Origin of the sequence: Acetobacter tropicalis (assembly GCF_030644465.1) — a bacterium.
GTDB lineage: Bacteria > Pseudomonadota > Alphaproteobacteria > Acetobacterales > Acetobacteraceae > Acetobacter > Acetobacter tropicalis.
This window is the reverse complement of record NZ_JAUYUW010000001.1, coordinates 2,507,120-2,521,447: the sequence shown is the minus strand read 5'-3', so window position 1 is coordinate 2,521,447 and position 14,328 is coordinate 2,507,120. Positions and strand designations below refer to the sequence as shown.

Annotated in this window: 22 protein-coding genes; all 22 read right to left on the bottom strand. The window is 56.2% G+C overall.

The window, feature by feature from the left end:
- Position 1: 1 nt before the first annotated feature.
- Complete coding sequence (locus QWU00_RS11505) at positions 2–475, bottom strand: hypothetical protein (protein WP_035379135.1); 474 nt, start codon at positions 473–475, stop codon at positions 2–4.
- 4 nt (positions 476–479) lie between these two features.
- Positions 480–1,430 carry a Mu-like prophage major head subunit gpT family protein gene (locus tag QWU00_RS11500; protein ID WP_035379137.1) on the bottom strand — a complete coding sequence of 317 codons (951 nt, stop codon included), beginning with the start codon at positions 1,428–1,430 and terminating at the stop codon, positions 480–482.
- Between the two features lie 7 nt (positions 1,431–1,437).
- Positions 1,438–1,884: a hypothetical protein gene (locus tag QWU00_RS11495; RefSeq protein WP_035379139.1), complete on the bottom strand. Its 447-nt coding sequence runs from the start codon at positions 1,882–1,884 to the stop codon at positions 1,438–1,440.
- Positions 1,884–2,900, bottom strand: coding sequence for a phage protease (locus QWU00_RS11490; RefSeq protein WP_081939006.1), 1,017 nt, complete (start codon positions 2,898–2,900; stop codon positions 1,884–1,886). Before QWU00_RS11490 ends, QWU00_RS11495 begins: the two co-directional genes overlap by 1 nt.
- Positions 2,901–3,105: 205 nt before the next feature.
- Positions 3,106–3,642 carry a phage virion morphogenesis protein gene (locus QWU00_RS11485; protein WP_035379141.1) on the bottom strand — a complete coding sequence of 179 codons (537 nt, stop codon included), beginning with the start codon at positions 3,640–3,642 and terminating at the stop codon, positions 3,106–3,108.
- A 165-nt stretch (positions 3,643–3,807) separates the two neighbouring features.
- The gene (locus QWU00_RS11480; RefSeq protein ID WP_052051269.1) at positions 3,808–5,010 is read right to left on the bottom strand and encodes a phage head morphogenesis protein; all 1,203 of its coding nucleotides are present in this window, start codon (positions 5,008–5,010) and stop codon (positions 3,808–3,810) included.
- Positions 5,000–6,724 carry a DUF935 domain-containing protein gene (locus tag QWU00_RS11475; RefSeq protein ID WP_035379143.1) on the bottom strand — a complete coding sequence of 575 codons (1,725 nt, stop codon included), beginning with the start codon at positions 6,722–6,724 and terminating at the stop codon, positions 5,000–5,002. Before QWU00_RS11475 ends, QWU00_RS11480 begins: the two co-directional genes overlap by 11 nt.
- Positions 6,725–6,727: 3 nt before the next feature.
- Positions 6,728–6,982 (bottom strand): hypothetical protein, encoded by a 255-nt coding sequence (locus QWU00_RS11470; RefSeq protein WP_052051270.1) that lies wholly within the window; start codon positions 6,980–6,982, stop codon positions 6,728–6,730.
- Positions 6,982–7,224 (bottom strand): hypothetical protein, encoded by a 243-nt coding sequence (locus QWU00_RS11465; RefSeq protein ID WP_035379145.1) that lies wholly within the window; start codon positions 7,222–7,224, stop codon positions 6,982–6,984. Before QWU00_RS11465 ends, QWU00_RS11470 begins: the two co-directional genes overlap by 1 nt.
- The gene (locus tag QWU00_RS11460) at positions 7,221–8,804 is read right to left on the bottom strand and encodes a hypothetical protein (RefSeq protein ID WP_231551640.1); all 1,584 of its coding nucleotides are present in this window, start codon (positions 8,802–8,804) and stop codon (positions 7,221–7,223) included. Before QWU00_RS11460 ends, QWU00_RS11465 begins: the two co-directional genes overlap by 4 nt.
- Complete coding sequence (locus tag QWU00_RS11455; RefSeq protein ID WP_035379147.1) at positions 8,801–9,370, bottom strand: DUF3486 family protein; 570 nt, start codon at positions 9,368–9,370, stop codon at positions 8,801–8,803. Before QWU00_RS11455 ends, QWU00_RS11460 begins: the two co-directional genes overlap by 4 nt.
- Before the next feature lie 3 nt (positions 9,371–9,373).
- Entirely contained in the window at positions 9,374–9,679 is a 306-nt protein-coding gene (locus tag QWU00_RS11450) for a hypothetical protein (protein ID WP_035379149.1), read from the bottom strand.
- Positions 9,676–9,828 (bottom strand): hypothetical protein, encoded by a 153-nt coding sequence (locus tag QWU00_RS11445; protein WP_304651042.1) that lies wholly within the window; start codon positions 9,826–9,828, stop codon positions 9,676–9,678. Before QWU00_RS11445 ends, QWU00_RS11450 begins: the two co-directional genes overlap by 4 nt.
- Entirely contained in the window at positions 9,825–10,124 is a 300-nt protein-coding gene (locus QWU00_RS11440; RefSeq protein ID WP_035379150.1) for a hypothetical protein, read from the bottom strand. Before QWU00_RS11440 ends, QWU00_RS11445 begins: the two co-directional genes overlap by 4 nt.
- 4 nt (positions 10,125–10,128) lie before the next feature.
- Positions 10,129–10,500, bottom strand: a complete 372-nt coding sequence (locus QWU00_RS11435) for a hypothetical protein (RefSeq protein ID WP_035379152.1) — start codon at positions 10,498–10,500, stop codon at positions 10,129–10,131.
- Positions 10,501–10,630: 130 nt separating this feature from the next.
- Complete coding sequence (locus tag QWU00_RS11430; RefSeq protein ID WP_052051271.1) at positions 10,631–11,305, bottom strand: glycosyl hydrolase 108 family protein; 675 nt, start codon at positions 11,303–11,305, stop codon at positions 10,631–10,633.
- 99 nt (positions 11,306–11,404) lie between these two features.
- Positions 11,405–11,782 (bottom strand): hypothetical protein, encoded by a 378-nt coding sequence (locus tag QWU00_RS11425; protein ID WP_052051272.1) that lies wholly within the window; start codon positions 11,780–11,782, stop codon positions 11,405–11,407.
- 156 nt (positions 11,783–11,938) lie between these two features.
- Positions 11,939–12,259 (bottom strand): hypothetical protein, encoded by a 321-nt coding sequence (locus QWU00_RS11420; protein WP_035379158.1) that lies wholly within the window; start codon positions 12,257–12,259, stop codon positions 11,939–11,941.
- A complete protein-coding gene (locus QWU00_RS11415) occupies positions 12,256–12,954 on the bottom strand; it encodes a DUF7168 domain-containing protein (RefSeq protein ID WP_166443784.1) in 699 nt (232 codons plus the stop codon). Before QWU00_RS11415 ends, QWU00_RS11420 begins: the two co-directional genes overlap by 4 nt.
- Positions 12,947–13,384, bottom strand: coding sequence for a gp16 family protein (locus QWU00_RS11410; protein ID WP_035379160.1), 438 nt, complete (start codon positions 13,382–13,384; stop codon positions 12,947–12,949). Before QWU00_RS11410 ends, QWU00_RS11415 begins: the two co-directional genes overlap by 8 nt.
- Complete coding sequence (locus tag QWU00_RS11405) at positions 13,381–13,689, bottom strand: DUF6874 family protein (protein ID WP_035379162.1); 309 nt, start codon at positions 13,687–13,689, stop codon at positions 13,381–13,383. The genes QWU00_RS11410 and QWU00_RS11405 overlap by 4 nt, the downstream gene beginning before the upstream one ends.
- Positions 13,686–14,321 (bottom strand): DUF3164 family protein, encoded by a 636-nt coding sequence (locus QWU00_RS11400; RefSeq protein WP_035379164.1) that lies wholly within the window; start codon positions 14,319–14,321, stop codon positions 13,686–13,688. The genes QWU00_RS11405 and QWU00_RS11400 overlap by 4 nt, the downstream gene beginning before the upstream one ends.
- Between the last annotated feature and the right edge of the window lie 7 nt (positions 14,322–14,328).

Sequence of the window (14,328 nt, the reverse complement as noted above, 5' to 3'; positions counted from 1 at the left end):
CTCAGCCGACCTCGATAATTTCGAGCAGAGGCTCGGCCCGCATCAGCCCAAGCTGTTTCTTGCTCAGCTCGTAGCGGCGGTAGACACGCATTGCAGGATGTTCAATGCCCGCGCGGCGGAAGCCGGGATCACGACAGACAACAATGATTTCACCAGGACGCACAACGCAGTCATGCCCGTTTGATGTGATGAGCACGGCCCGTTCAAAGGCCACTTTGGCATCTTCCTCGGCTCTGGACCGCTCCGGATCAACAATTACCGAGCCCCGAGCGTCGGGAACGGCGGTTTCCATACGATCACTGGAAAAAGCATCTCCCGCCAGCAGACGCTCTGACTGATCTGCACCTTCGACAGAAGCAGTCAGAGTTTCAGGCTGCTCCTGGATGCCCTGGACAGGGGCATCATCCGCCACGGGGATGTCCAGTGTAGACACTGCATCTTTTTCAGCATGTGTGTTTTTAGAACGCGGTGCCATAGCCTTATGCTCCAACCTTGCTGCTCAACCGGGACGTGATGACCAGCTTCACACTGTCTTCAACGGGGTTCGTGCCCGGCAACCAGGTCTTGCCGTCAGGGGCCAGAACCGGAACCATGCCGCCTTTCACAACCGCATTTGCCGTCTTGCGCAGCACGGTCGGCACAAACAGATGTGTTGGCTCAATGCCGTAAGGCTCACCATCGCTCCGCCGCTGTTCGGCCATGGCAGCCATGGCATCTGCCAGACTGTCGATGGTCAGCGGACGGGTGGAGCGGTAGGCAAACTGATACATGCCGCAGCCCGCAGCAGACCGCCCATCGGCACCCCAGATGAATTCCTTGTCAGAAAACACGTTGTCATCCGTCAGCTTCGTTCTGGCGGTAATGACGTAAGGGCGACGCTTCTGGTAGATCAGCGGCTTGAGTGGATCATCGCACTTGAACAGATACCAAGCTGGGGCAGCCTGCTCACCCTCCAGAGGGGTTGCAATGTTCGCGTAGGACTTTTCAGTGCCATTTTCGTCGTAGGTCACATGGTCAGCATCAAAGTAATACTGGCCGTCTATGCCCTTGATCTTGGTGGCACCATTGAGCAGCTGGAAGACAAGCTTCTCCGGCAGGTTTGTCGCCTCTTTGCCAAGCTGGGCAATAAAAGGCTTGTAGATCCCAAAGAGATCATCCTCCAGATGTTCCCGCTTGATCGCAATCGTGCCCTCAAACGTTTTGTTCGGGATGACAAACGCACCGTTTTTCATCCGATGGATGACACGTGAGCCGACCCATTCCCGCATGCCGGGGAAATCTGTCAGATCCGGGTAGAAATTGGCTGCGCTTTTGGATGGCATTTCCATCACAAGCGGCGCACTGACTGCGGGAGCAAGCTGCAAAAACCGGTTGAACTGAGTGTTAATATCAGTCGTCAGCGCAGCAATATTGGCTGATGTAATATCCATCTTTTCCTCAGGGGATAAGCACGTAAGGCGTGCCGTTGGTTTCAAGGCCCGCCAGTGTTCCAACCTGCAGGCGCGCCGTTCCGCCGTCCGGCGTTTCGGTCAGGGAGACGGTTTCGTCATCCACGGCGTAGACAGGCTTGCCCTTGTCCGCCCACGTAGGCGCAGTGTCGAAGGGAAGCGCCCAGCAGCCGTTCAGCATGTCCACTGGGCCGGGACCCGTGGTTGCGCCGTAGGTATTGCTGGTGCCTGTATTGTCCTGACCGTGATCACAGATGCCGCCAATGGCCACAATGGGCGTGGGGGGATTGGCGGTGCCCGCAGGGACAATGGTGCCGTCCTGACAGATCCCGGCAATGGAGCCCTTCTTGACGGCAAAGCCATTCGCAACTGAGCCACCAAAAACCGGTCCTGTGGAGCACTGTTTCTGGTCAAGAACCCGATCGGTCGTCAGCATCAGCGTTCATCCCCCACGTAGCCTTTGATTTCCTCGTCGGTGAAATCAAACCGTGACTCTTCCGTGCCACTGCCAGACGGCGTGCTCTTGGCAGGCTTCTGCTGAGTGTGCAGCGAGAGTTTGCTGGACGGCACAGGAGCCAGACCTTCGGCAATTTTCTGGGCCATGCTGCTGTCCTGCATGTGCAGCGTCACAAGCGTCGCGCCCATGTCCTCAGTGACCACCTTCGTGCGGCCCAATTCCTTGACCCATGTTTCAGCATCTTTTTGCGAAAGCTGCTTTTTGAGGCCTTCAATTGTGGTCTGTGCCGCTGTCATCTGGCTTTGCAGAGTGACAATCTCAGCCTGAGCATGCGTGCTGACTTCAGTGCCCTTGGCCTGCACGGCAGCAAGCACCGCCGCATCGGTGGCATTCGCGTCCAGGCCGACCGCTTTTGCCACGCTGGCGTGCAGCGTCACCGCTGCCTTACCGCGTGCAATGGCCGCGTTAATGTCATCTTCCGTCGCCGTCTCGGATAGACCGAGCGTGCGCCGTAGCTGTGCGAGGTCCATCCTCGTCTCCTGATTTTGGGAATGTAGAGTTGTCACCCCGAAGTTGGGGCGATTTGTGAGACTGACTGCCTCAATCCATTCAACCGTGCCGTCCGGCTTTGACCCGATGGCAGGTGATATGCCGCGATAGGCTTTGTCGCCCATCAGTTCTGCCCCACGCCTGGTCCAGTTAACCTTGCCCCAGATACCATCCTGGCGTGATGCCAGTTCGACCACCCAACCAACGGCTGGTGTGGACTCTCCTTTGGGTCCAGCGACATGCGTGCTGTGGTTTTCGTCCACAACCAGCTTGCCACCAGCCATATGCATGGAGCGCTTGATCACGCCAGCAGGATCTTTGAGCACAAACGGCCCGCGACCATCCTTGCCGCCCCACGTGCCAGCGGGCGTCAGATGTATCCACTCAGGCGGTTTGTTGTCCGGACCATCTGGCAGCGCCATATGGAATGAGGTTACAGTGGGCATGCCCCTGTTGTGGCGGATTACAGACAGGGTTCGCAGGGCGGAAACGTTCGCCCCATCCGCAAAGTCAGACCATTCCCATATTTGCCCGCTGGTGTGCGTTATGCCCCATCATGGGTAATCGGAGATCGGAAGGCTCAGAAACTGACACAGACCCCTTTTAGACCCTTTTAAGAACCTTTTAAAACCGGACGGCCTCTCGCAGGCATCATCCGCGCACCGCACGGTCCAGATAATCCTCAAGCTCTTCAATCAAGAACATGCGGTCCTGCTCAGTGAACCCCAGATACGGACGAGCAGGAATAAGCACGCTCCCCCTATGCCACCAGCGTGGACTTCCATCGTCGTGCAGCCCCATCTTGAATGAAAGCTGTGGTGCGTCTTTGGGGCGGATGACGCCGCCCATCTGGTGGATACGGGAGTAAACCTTCTTTGATCCCCAGACCAGAGTGTTCCCCTCAACCGCAGAGGTGATACTCCCCGCCAGTCCGCTACCCATACCGCCGCGCCCCATAAGGATTCCCGATCCCACTTTTGTGGTGGCATAGATAGGGTTGAGGGGCGCGTAGCTATCCCATCGCTTACCGTGCGGATCCTCTCCGGCCTCAATCCGCCACTGTGTATGCCGCACAACACCAGCACCCAGCGCACTCAGGACGCGGGATGGATCACGGCCAATGTCCGCAACCCGACCAAGGGCATCGCGGATCTGCTGCGTTGACCCAAGAACGGAAACACCACCCATTTCTCTCGCCTCTCAAAGTGTCCTGTGGTATCTGTGAGGTGTGATGCACGGTGACACGGTGATATTCTGCCTGCCGTAACACGTCGCAAGGCCCTCCCGAGCAGGGAGGATTACCTATACGATGGAGTGCATTGTGGGGTTCCGCTGGCAGGCCCCACCCGTGCATCACTTCTCTTTAGTCTGATCCTTCGCTGACAATTCAGCAGGAACCTCGCCCCAAAGAGTGCCACGGTTTCTCGCCAGCCTTTGAGCGTCCGTAACCCCGAATTTAAAAAACGTATCCAGATACATCTCAGCCCCGTTCACGGTGCGCTTGATGGCCGTCCGATATAGCTGGCCTGCATATCTGGAAATCACCACAACAGATGTCGGCTTTCTATCCCGAATAATGGCGACGGGGTCAGCAATCAACATAGGCAGGCGCATGTAGTCCACCTGTTCGATTTCTGGATGCGCAGCCATATTTTTGCCCAGTGTTTCATCAGACAGTCTCACACTGTCCGTTTTTACATTCAGTGCCTGCTGCAGTGGTTCAGACGCCGTGCCTGCCTCGACCATTCCTGACCGGACTTTTAGCAATTCCTGCACCTGCTTCTTCTGGAAATTCTCACGTTCTGCCGGAGCCATCGTTTCTTTTGGCTGTGCATCCAGCGTCATCCGCACTGTTGCGCGTGACTTTTCGCTCTCAAGCCAATCACGGCCAGGGTTACTCTGGAAGCCTGGATCAATACCCTTTGGCACCAGGACTGTTTTGCCCGTAGCCGGATTGCGCCAGGGGCGTTCCTCTAGGGGGGGAGCCTCACTGACTGTCCAGTTGTAACGTTTAAGATCGCGGCGAGAAACAGGCTCCACGGTACAATGGCAGCGCCAGCCATTTGGCGGGTAGTGCGTATTCCACCATGGGTCATCTGCCGGAAGGATCATTCCATCCCATGCCACGTGAGCTGGCCGCGGATGCTCACACGCATGGTGGCGGTAGCGCCAATATGGATAGATATCCAGCGCCTCAGGCGTCGTCATCTCTCGATAACGCCCGGCAGCATAGGCACTGGACAGATTGGTCTCGTAGATAATGGCGGAGCGCCAGCCAGGTGAGCCGTTATAGCTCCACCCATGCTTCTGAACGATCCGATCAAAGTCCTTCCGGAATTCCGCAAGAGTCGTCCCTTCCACCAGCGCCTTGTTAAGCGCGACCCGGAAGTCATCCAGAAGTGCCTTGGATGTTGCGCCTGCCACAGCAAACTGGGTGCCGTGTGCCTGCGCTTCCAGTTCTCCCCACCGCTTGCTGGGCATATTGATCTTCTTTCTGAAAAAGCTGATGGCCTCCGATGGGGCGAGGCCAATACCACGGATGACTTCATCCGTCATTGCGCACCTGTTCTAACACTTCTGCCTGTCCAGCCAGCTCCATCACAAGCACCGCTTCTGTCATCGCCTGCGCAAAGGCATCATCATCCAAGTCCAGCACATCCAGACGCCTTTCAAAATCCTGCAATGATGATGAGGCTTCTAGCTCCTCCCGGACCTGATCCCGCATGTTTTGGAGTGCCGTGTTGGCGCGACGCGCGGTGCTTTGCGTCATCATGTCAATCAGGAGCGGACCATTATCGCGGACATGCAGGCTCACCAGCTTGCCAATCCGGGTATGCAGAGTGGTTTCTGCCAACGTCTGCTGCGCCTGATCATCGGCCTGCGGGTCATGCACCGTCGGCACCGGGTCACGGCTCGGCAGCTGCTTCGGCGGCTTCACCTGGGCAGGCTGATCGCTGGCAGGCTGCGGCACCTGTGGCTGGGCAATCATACCCACCACCACGTCGCCTTCTTCCGGCGGCTGAAGGTTCAGGCGTCCATACAGATCATCAGCCCGCACTTTAAAGCCCTGCGGCCCAAGGTTCTGCACTGCGCTGATCACATCCGCCAGCGGCGCTTCATCAGGGCGGCCAATGCGCACCACAGGATAGTTCCCATCCTTGGGCGCACCAAAGCTCATGTCGATCATATGCCGCACAATCTGCTGGTTGACCGTGTGCCCTACTAGCATGGCATCCGCGCGTTCAATATCGTCCTGCACCTGCCTATGCACTGCAGCCGCAGCGTGCGTGCCCTGGCGTGCATCCGTGGTGCCTGTCTGCCCTAGAACGGCCTTGCTGGTCTGCTCGTCTAGCCATTTGCACCGTCGCTCATGCACATCATTTGAGCCCGCGCCATTTTTCGGCTCGACAAATTCCAGCATCATGCTTTCTGGGATCATGATGCCCAGCTGGCCGGCACTACTCACAATGGCCTGCCAGAGCGTGGCACGGTCATCATCGGTGCTATCGCGTCCGAACTTTCCCACACGGATGGGAATGCCAAATGCCTGCACAAACACGCCCCAATCGCGGTTTGAAAACAGTTTGAAGAGGCTGTTAAACGCAATGGCCCGCGTCAGCCCCTGATCAATAGTCAGTCCGGACCACGACTGATGCCGATGAATCACAGCACTGCGTTCCAGAATCCCAGAAAACCCCATTTCAGGAACGGCACCCGCCATGTCCGGCGTCACCCCAGATCCAACATCGTCCCGGAGCATGATGGTCTCACCATCCTGATACGAGATGTCGAACCACCGCTGCGGTCGCCAGATCAGATTATCCGGCCAGTAATTTCCTGCCTCCAGATGCCACTGCAACGCCATCACCGAAAATCCTTTGGCAATCGCATCCAGCATGTCAAACAGGCTGCGTTGCAGGACGCCCTTGGCAATCCAGTCGCGAACGAATTCACTCTGCTTTTTCTGATCAGGCGACGGCCCGGCATCTTCAACCGTGATCGGCAACTGGCTGACCGTGCGCTTGCGGGTGCTCAGCACACCCAGATAATGCAAGTCTTTCTGTTCAATTAACTCACAAAATTCCTGCCATGCCTGACTGTTTCCCTGACTGGCAGACCGCAGCATTTCACCCACAGCAGCAGGATCAACCCATTCCATGGACATGGTGGTGATGGCGGAGCGAGATCCCGTCAGGTTTGCGCCACCAACGGGCTTGCCCTGCAGCATCCAGGAGGGAAAGGGTTTGCCGGTATGGTCAAGCAGGGCCATGGATTATTTTCCGTCTGCCTGGCAAGCACGCACCTGATCGCGCAGCCCAACGTAATCCCGCACGACACGATGCGTCATGGTGGCGGATGGTGCAGCAACCAGTTCCTGTGCCAGCTGGGTCTGGTCATCCAAAGAATACGTCACCAGCGTTGGGCAGACGGTCTTATAGCGCACACTCTCGCATCCACTCAGCAGTGGCGCAGCCAGGGCAAGCGCTGTCAGGAACATCAGAAAGCGCATGGATCGGGGCATGAGCATCACAACGTGCCTGCCTTCAGGCGCGCCTGCAGCGCCGCATCATCAGCCGGGCCATCCGCCTGTGCCTGGGCCATCCTCTGGGTGACAGCAACAACCAGATCATCTTCCTGCTTTTCTTCATCACTGTCCGCGTCGGTCTGTTTCTTCTGGCTGGCCTGCCACACCGCCCAAATAATCCAGGCGGACCCAGCAAAAATAAACGCAACCAGAATGGTCAGACAGATCCACTGCACGTCGGTCATAACCGCACACTCCCACGCAGGCCGGATGCATCGCGCATGCCAGACCGCTCCATCATCAATTCACGCTCAATGGGCCATTCACCGCTGACATTCGGATCAGTGTTCGCGCGCAGGGGATTAGGCACGGCTGTAAAGCCATACTCCATGACGTCTGCCCGACTGGCGGCATTCGCCATTGCCAGGGCTACAGCAGCATCTCCATGGCGCTTTCCAGATTTGTCGGTGGTGCGTGCATCAGGAATACGCGCCACCCCACGCACAATTTTCAAAGCCCGCAGATCATCCTGAATGTCCCGGTCGGCAGGAATATCAAGCGTGCCATCCTCAAAGGCTGCTTTAAGGGGTGGCATATTATCCCGATACCATCCTTCGGACAGCATGACCGCCTCAACCCGGCTGCCATATTTCTGCACCGCCACTTCGGCCAGATACTGACCATTGCCCCTCGCATCCATCTTGGCGGCGCGGAAACGTGGCAGGCGGTCAATAATGTAAAACAGGATCTGCCGCTGCTGCTCGAACGGCACATTCCGCAGCTCCACCACAAAAGGCGTCGTCCGCTTCAGGCTTTCCATAATAGCCAGTATCCACAACACTGTCAGATCGCCACTGCGCCCAAAATCTTCGCCCAGCGCGTGGGGCACACGGACATCAAGCCCGTTCAGAAGCGGCTTGAGTTCTTCCTCGCAAAACATCTCGACTTCAGCTTCGCGCACATATTGAGGCAAAAGCGCAAACTCTGCTTTGCAGGAATACCGGATAACTTTCGCCTCAGGCGTCTGCCGCGCTTCAATCAGAGACAGAGGCAGATAAGCTCCTGTCGTGGGAGACGGAATGCAGAACAACTCTTCATCAGCACCGTCGCCATACTGGCGGATGATTTTCTCCCGCCATTCGGCTTCCGCCGCTTGTGACCAGTCCTTTTTCTGCCGGGCGCAGATGGTTTTATACAGACCCTGCGCCAATGCATCATCAAAGGTAATGCGCATCAGACCGTAATCAGGATGCTTCCCAGCACGGATCTCCGTGACCAGTTCGTTAAAGGGATTGGCATCGCCATTGTGACTGGAAACAATCACAATGCGGCCACCCCAGATCAGCAACGCAAAAGCCGCCTTCAGCACGGCAGCCAGATCATCAATAAAGGCTGCCTCATCGATAATCACGAGGCCCTGCTTGGATCGAAACGCGCGGGCAACAGAGGGCAGCCCCAGAACTTCATAGCCTGATGCGAAATCAAGCCGGAAAATCTTCAGATCCTTGTCAGGGTTTTCCGGGTCTATGAAGAGTGTCTCACCAAGTTCTGAAACCGGAATTTCCAGAATTTTGGCATGATCCGCCGTGTCAGAGACAAACTGGCGGGTCATATCCTTTTCAAAGCCCATGTAAAACACATCCATGCCGCCCGCATCTCGGGCGCAGGAGGCCACATAAGCCGCCAGCCAACTGATTCCCCAGGACAGACCAATCCGGCGCGATTTCTCAATCACCGTCACATCGTGACGCATGATCATCTCGTTTGCCTCACGCTGGTATGGCAGCAGAGGCCATTTTTCCTGATCTTCCGTATTCTGGCTCATGAAATACCCAAAACTTTCTGCCTGATCTGAGTCGCAACGTCCTTGCTCAGACCCTGCTTTTTCATAGCGTCACCAAGCTTTTCTTCAGTCTCTTTGCGCATCTTCGCCTGAACTTCGCGCTCAACTTCCTCCCGAACCTGCTTCCGGTATTCGATATCCGTCTTGGCGCTACTGGACAGACTGGAAAGGGCGCGTGAAATCTGCTCAATCGTCTTGGGATTTTTGAACAGCTCCTTCATGGCGTCATCATCGCCATCCAGCGCACTCAGCAGATCAAAAATGGCCGTGTGCATCAGGCTATGGTTCAGGCGTGCCAGTTTGTCTGGGGGAGCATCAACGTCACTCCGCACAACAGCATCGGCCATTACCTTGGAACGGCGTAGCCGCTCCATCACCTGGTCTTCCCGTTTGATATGCCGCCCAACGGACGACCGACTGATATCGACAAAGCCCTTTTCAATCAGCCATTCGAGAATTTCATCAATCGTCTGGCCAGCTTCACGCAGCCGGGTAATGCCTTCCCGCACGTTCGGAGGAAGGCGCATGATGTGGGAAGGGCGCGCCATAACTCAGCCTACCGTCCGACGCGCAACACCACTAACGCGCAGATGTCCCTGCGCTGCCAGCAAGCCATCATCAGTCAGCTTCACAAGCCACAATTCTCCGCCGGCCTTTTCAAGCTTTTCGATGCGGACGCAACCATGCTGCTGCAAAAACTCTAGGTCTGCACGCAGAATGGTCCGGTCCGTATCACGCCCCATATCGCACACAACGCGCAGGATCAGATCTTCACCAAGCAGGCCATCGCGCATCTGCGCCAGCGCGTCCAGAACCTTCCGCCGCCGGTCGGCAGCAATCTCAGTTGCAGGGCTCATGACCGCACACCCTTCAACATGCGACCACCACGGGCCATGGCACGCAGCAGCATCTGCTCCTGCATATATGCAGAATGACCACGCGAAACTTTCTTGAAAGGACCGCTCTTTCTAGCCTTAAAAAGACTGCGCTTCTTACGATTTTTCATGATTTGTCACCCAGATGCCCACGAATGATCGTGTGCAGCAGTTCGTTGTTATTCTTCCCATCACGCTGCACCAGGTCGAGCGTGTGCTTGACTTGGGACAGCATCATGGATTGCTCCCGGACCTCGGGGAGAGTGGCCTCAAGAACCACAACACGCGCTGTCAGGCTGTTGCAGGAAGCAGCCAGCTTGTTATGGCTTTCTGCCAGGGCGCGGTGGCGACCCAGAAGAACCAGTGCTGCAGCGCCGCCTAAACCACCGATTACAGTCAATGCATGCAGCAAGGTCTCCCAGGTCATCCGTTTAGCCTGCCTGTGTGTCGGTAGACGCGGCAGGGACAGCAGCCGTGCTGGTCACAGGTACAAAAATACCGGCAAGATCAGCAATGGCCGCCTTGACGTGTGTCACCACAACGTCCTCCTTGGGCACGGCAATACCCAGATCGCGCAGCAGACCAACGGTCCCGTCAATGGCTTCCTGGGCAACAGGATTGTTGGCTTCCCAGCTTTTGAACGCGGTCTGAAGGTGATCAACACCATCATCGACCTTGGTCACAGCGGCTTTGACCGCAGTCTGGGCTGCTGTGTTGTAAGCGGCCATCTTGTCGCCCAGTGCTGCGGAGCCAACGTTCCCCAGCAGACCGAACAGAGACGGCAGAAAACTTGCGAGTTTCATGCTTGTGCTTCCGTAAGGGTTTGCATCGTTTGCAAACCCATGCAGCGCTGCGTCTGCGCCAATCAGATTGCAAACCAGACGCGCCCGCCCGGCCTGTTCGGATCAAGTGGACAAGCTTGTCCACTTGATTTCAGGCGACGGCAGCGGGCGCATCACGCGCGGCCAGAAACTGGTGCGCAATAGCAACACGCGCCTCCAGCCGGATCAGCCAACCATCACCAAAAACGGAAAATTGCTTGAAACTGCGGTATGCAGCCTCCTGTTGGGAGGCCAGCGCATAGACCAACATCACATCGTGAGCCTGCTGCTCTGCAGCGGCCCGCAAGGTCAGGGGACCGATATGCCCGTCAGGGGAGACACCCAGCCACGCCTGTAACTGCTCGGCATAATCACGGGAGATAAAGGGAGCGATGCGATGGAGCGCAGCATTCTCGACCGCAAACAGTGTATCCGGCCCCATAATGCCATCAACATGCGCAACACCCGTGACAGTCTGCAGGTGTTTAACAGCCCGCTCAGCGCCGGAATTAAACCCGAAATCAAACAACATCACGTCCACACCGGCTGGCAGATCGCCGCAGCGCATTACCTGCCAGAACCGCTCGGTGGCGATAGAGCGCGCCTGACCAATGGTGACGCGCCGCATGATGGTTGCTGTCACAGAGGCGACCGAACCCATCACAAGCGCCATCAGCGCTGCGGAAATGCCGTATTTCGTGCCAGCCAGATTACCGCGCCCCACGCGGCCACCGCTCCAGTTGCCATCGTCCGAGCGGTTGCACTGATAGCCCCCTTCGGCAGCCATCGTGAAATCCAGCGATTTTGAGAGGTTGTTTCGCATGCCCCAACACTAGGGGCCATCACCTGATCAAAGCAGGGCGGAAACGTTCGCCCCCCCATCATCTTACAGGCTGAAAATATCCAGTTGCCCAGCAGGATGACGGTCACGCCTGGACCGATCAACCGGAGCCTGCTTCAGCAGCTTCTGCACATTGCGCCACGACGTGCCAAGACGTGTTGCAATCTCATTATTGCAGCAGCCGCGTTTTGCCAACATATGCGCACGCCAGCCACGCACCAAGGGAACCTGATAGTCGTCGTTCCCATAATTTCTGTCTACCAACGCCTGCGCCAACGCCATGCCATACAGTTCCACCAACTGGCTGCCATCTGCGGTCCGGGGTATTTTAAGGCGACGGCCCGCATTGCCGTCAATAAACTCCAGTGCGGCATCTTCCCCCACGGCATCAACAAGCCACGCGATTGATAATGGGGGTTGCACCAGAGACGCCTTTCAGTTTTGGAGTGTTTTAAAAGCCTTTTCAGAGGCGCTTAAAATCAGATTAGCGCCACACTGCTTTTACACTCTACCGTTTTTCGTCCCGAGTATCCAGCGCATAAAAAAAGGGAGCCTTTCGGCTCCCTCACAATGCATCAATCAGATTTTAGGTCGTGGCTTTTTGAGCCTGTCATTAATCTCAAGGCGGGTAATTTCTTCAATCACCTTCTCAATTCTCCAACCATATGATCCCTGAATGTATGCCGGACCAGAAAAACCGTCATGTTTATGTTCTGCGCCAGCTCTCCATGCGTCTCGAAGCGCCGCATCAAGTATTTTCTCAAGATACTTTTCAGCCTGTTTCTTGGTGCGAAACCTATGGATACCCAAGGCAACTTTCTTATCAACTTGGCTCATCGGACTTATCAGAATGCTGCCCAATTTAAACTTAGACAGTATCGCGGACTGACCATTCGTCATGCGGCACCTATCCGCCTGGTATGACCTAAAGCCGTAGCGGCCCCAGATCCCGACACACCATGATCCAGACGGGATTCTTGTCCATCCCGCCATCCATTAAGCCATGCGTCATCCTTTCCTCTCACAGCCTTAGCCTTGCGGTGCTTGCACGTATCCAGATCACCCATGTTTTTTTCTTTCCAGACCTCAATGAGGGCTTTCTCCTTTTCTGGAATTGCCAGTGCAGAGACTTTCTTTCTGGCTGCCGTAACCCAACCTTCTGCATATTGGTCTGCCCTGCCAATGCGTGTTGATCGTTTCAACCGCTTTGACTGTCCTTTGAGGAAGGTTTGGCGTTCTTTTCGCAGTTGCCGGGCAAGGACACCGTAGGCATATCCGGCAATCTCCGCCTTGGCCTTATTACCAATGAAATGCAGCCTTCCCAGCCGCGGCGTATAAACAACGTCCACGCCCATCGTGTCAGTCACCATGCGGATAAGGCCCGCGACATAGAGCGGCAGCACAGTAGATGTGCTCAGCAAAGCATCCACATCCTCGCTTTCGATATCCAGCAATTCAAGGTCATCAGCATCCAGGCCAAGTTCTGCCATCAGCTGCTGCGCCTTTTCCAGCGCCAGCGCAGCCTCAGCAGGGTTCGATGACTTGGATAGAGCCAACAGTTTGCGTAGCCGCTCATGGAGTTTCTGATCAGACACGACCATCCTCCAGTCGCTTCTGCCACGCCTTCAGCCCCTCAATGACCTTGCAGGCCGTGCGTTCATCCAAAAACTCCGGAGCACTGACTTTGGTCATGCGCAGCACGTAGGCCCGGAGTGCCTCACGTGTTCCACCCGTGCGGAGTAACGGCCCCATTTCGTCCCATAGCGCATAGACCTTGCGAACCCACGGCTTCCCGCTGGGGCGTGAGGTCTTGAACCCGATCCGCTTCATTTCCTTCAGCACGAGGTCTAGCTCTCCCTCACTGCATTGCGTTGAGGACGTCTTTCCGGTTACCCGCTGCAAAAGCGCCCGGTAATCAGCATCCTCAAGCCCAAGCTGCTTCCGCCCGACATGCAGCTTGCGGACCATGCCCTCACGGTTGCTGTCGTGCCGCACAGGACGGCGTGATGTGCGTTTCTGTTTCATGCCACCATCTCCTGCTTCGCAAAGCGTGGCACAAAGCAATCCAGCAGCTTGCCGCTATCACGATCAAGGTGCCGATCTATGCCGCACACGTCGTGCAACAGATTAAAATCGTCAGCGTCCTGCATGCGCATGAAATCAAGCGGGCATCCATTCGCGTTGACTGCCAGAAGATCCATGGTGGCGTGCAGTTTTATGGCTCTATACTTCCTCGTGTCTCCATAGGTGCGAGCCAAATGCGCATACCGTTTTGCAATCTTGCGGACCGCTGCCGCTTCCGCATCCGTGGCGTCAAACTTCACGGTCATGCCACCACTCCCGGAACCTGTATTTTGGAAAACTGAAGAGCAATCTGCTGCCAGTCATCTTTGTGGTGCTTGCGCCAGTAAAATCGTAGGTAGGACTTGCTGCTTGTCACCTCAATGCTTGCAGCCACAGCATCCAGTACATCTTCCCAACGTGGGTGAGACAGCCGGACTTTCCGCACCTGCTGCAATCGGTCCACATTGACACGCCCGGTCTTTTCGTCCGGCACGAAAGCTGCCTCCAGCAGCAGTCTGATGTCAGGATTAACCCCATCCATCAGGTCATCCAGAACTTCACCCATCAATGCCTGGGCCGCAATCAGATCAGACGTGACACGGCGGAAATCGGCAACCGACAGATCCACACGGAAGCAATCATCCATGCTCGTTGCGGAGAATTGCCCGCGTGAATTTCCCCGGCGCTTGGTACGATACAGAGCAAGAAGTTCCTGCTCATATCTTTCGGCCTTCTCATACATTCTGGCTTTCTGCTCAGCCATCAGTTCATGCAGGGCCTTGGCATCCTGAACAAGCTCAATAGCAAAGTCATTCGCCAGCAACGTGGTGGCGGAAACTTTTGCGCGCGGCCACTCACCACTGCACGTCTTCACCATACCTTCGCGGTTAATTCCCATGATATTT

What these genes read in the sequence shown, in the direction of transcription:
- QWU00_RS11495 (WP_035379139.1), bottom strand. Translation starts at nt 1,884, where the DNA reads ATGCTGACGACCGATCGGGTTCTTGACCAGAAACAGTGCTCCACAGGA.
- QWU00_RS11475 (WP_035379143.1), bottom strand. Translation starts at nt 6,724, where the DNA reads ATGGCCCTGCTTGACCATACCGGCAAACCCTTTCCCTCCTGGATGCTG.
- QWU00_RS11420 (WP_035379158.1), bottom strand. Translation starts at nt 12,259, where the DNA reads ATGACGAATGGTCAGTCCGCGATACTGTCTAAGTTTAAATTGGGCAGC.
- QWU00_RS11470 (WP_052051270.1), bottom strand. Translation starts at nt 6,982, where the DNA reads ATGCTCATGCCCCGATCCATGCGCTTTCTGATGTTCCTGACAGCGCTT.
- QWU00_RS11435 (WP_035379152.1), bottom strand. Translation starts at nt 10,500, where the DNA reads ATGAAACTCGCAAGTTTTCTGCCGTCTCTGTTCGGTCTGCTGGGGAAC.
- QWU00_RS11465 (WP_035379145.1), bottom strand. Translation starts at nt 7,224, where the DNA reads ATGACCGACGTGCAGTGGATCTGTCTGACCATTCTGGTTGCGTTTATT.
- QWU00_RS11405 (WP_035379162.1), bottom strand. Translation starts at nt 13,689, where the DNA reads ATGACCGTGAAGTTTGACGCCACGGATGCGGAAGCGGCAGCGGTCCGC.
- QWU00_RS11430 (WP_052051271.1), bottom strand. Translation starts at nt 11,305, where the DNA reads ATGGCTGCCGAAGGGGGCTATCAGTGCAACCGCTCGGACGATGGCAAC.
- QWU00_RS11400 (WP_035379164.1), bottom strand. Translation starts at nt 14,321, where the DNA reads ATGGGAATTAACCGCGAAGGTATGGTGAAGACGTGCAGTGGTGAGTGG.
- QWU00_RS11460 (WP_231551640.1), bottom strand. Translation starts at nt 8,804, where the DNA reads ATGAGCCAGAATACGGAAGATCAGGAAAAATGGCCTCTGCTGCCATAC.
- QWU00_RS11485 (WP_035379141.1), bottom strand. Translation starts at nt 3,642, where the DNA reads ATGGGTGGTGTTTCCGTTCTTGGGTCAACGCAGCAGATCCGCGATGCC.
- QWU00_RS11490 (WP_081939006.1), bottom strand. Translation starts at nt 2,900, where the DNA reads ATGCCCACTGTAACCTCATTCCATATGGCGCTGCCAGATGGTCCGGAC.
- QWU00_RS11440 (WP_035379150.1), bottom strand. Translation starts at nt 10,124, where the DNA reads ATGACCTGGGAGACCTTGCTGCATGCATTGACTGTAATCGGTGGTTTA.
- QWU00_RS11455 (WP_035379147.1), bottom strand. Translation starts at nt 9,370, where the DNA reads ATGGCGCGCCCTTCCCACATCATGCGCCTTCCTCCGAACGTGCGGGAA.
- QWU00_RS11410 (WP_035379160.1), bottom strand. Translation starts at nt 13,384, where the DNA reads ATGAAACAGAAACGCACATCACGCCGTCCTGTGCGGCACGACAGCAAC.
- QWU00_RS11445 (WP_304651042.1), bottom strand. Translation starts at nt 9,828, where the DNA reads ATGAAAAATCGTAAGAAGCGCAGTCTTTTTAAGGCTAGAAAGAGCGGT.
- QWU00_RS11505 (WP_035379135.1), bottom strand. Translation starts at nt 475, where the DNA reads ATGGCACCGCGTTCTAAAAACACACATGCTGAAAAAGATGCAGTGTCT.
- QWU00_RS11450 (WP_035379149.1), bottom strand. Translation starts at nt 9,679, where the DNA reads ATGAGCCCTGCAACTGAGATTGCTGCCGACCGGCGGCGGAAGGTTCTG.
- QWU00_RS11500 (WP_035379137.1), bottom strand. Translation starts at nt 1,430, where the DNA reads ATGGATATTACATCAGCCAATATTGCTGCGCTGACGACTGATATTAAC.
- QWU00_RS11480 (WP_052051269.1), bottom strand. Translation starts at nt 5,010, where the DNA reads ATGACGGATGAAGTCATCCGTGGTATTGGCCTCGCCCCATCGGAGGCC.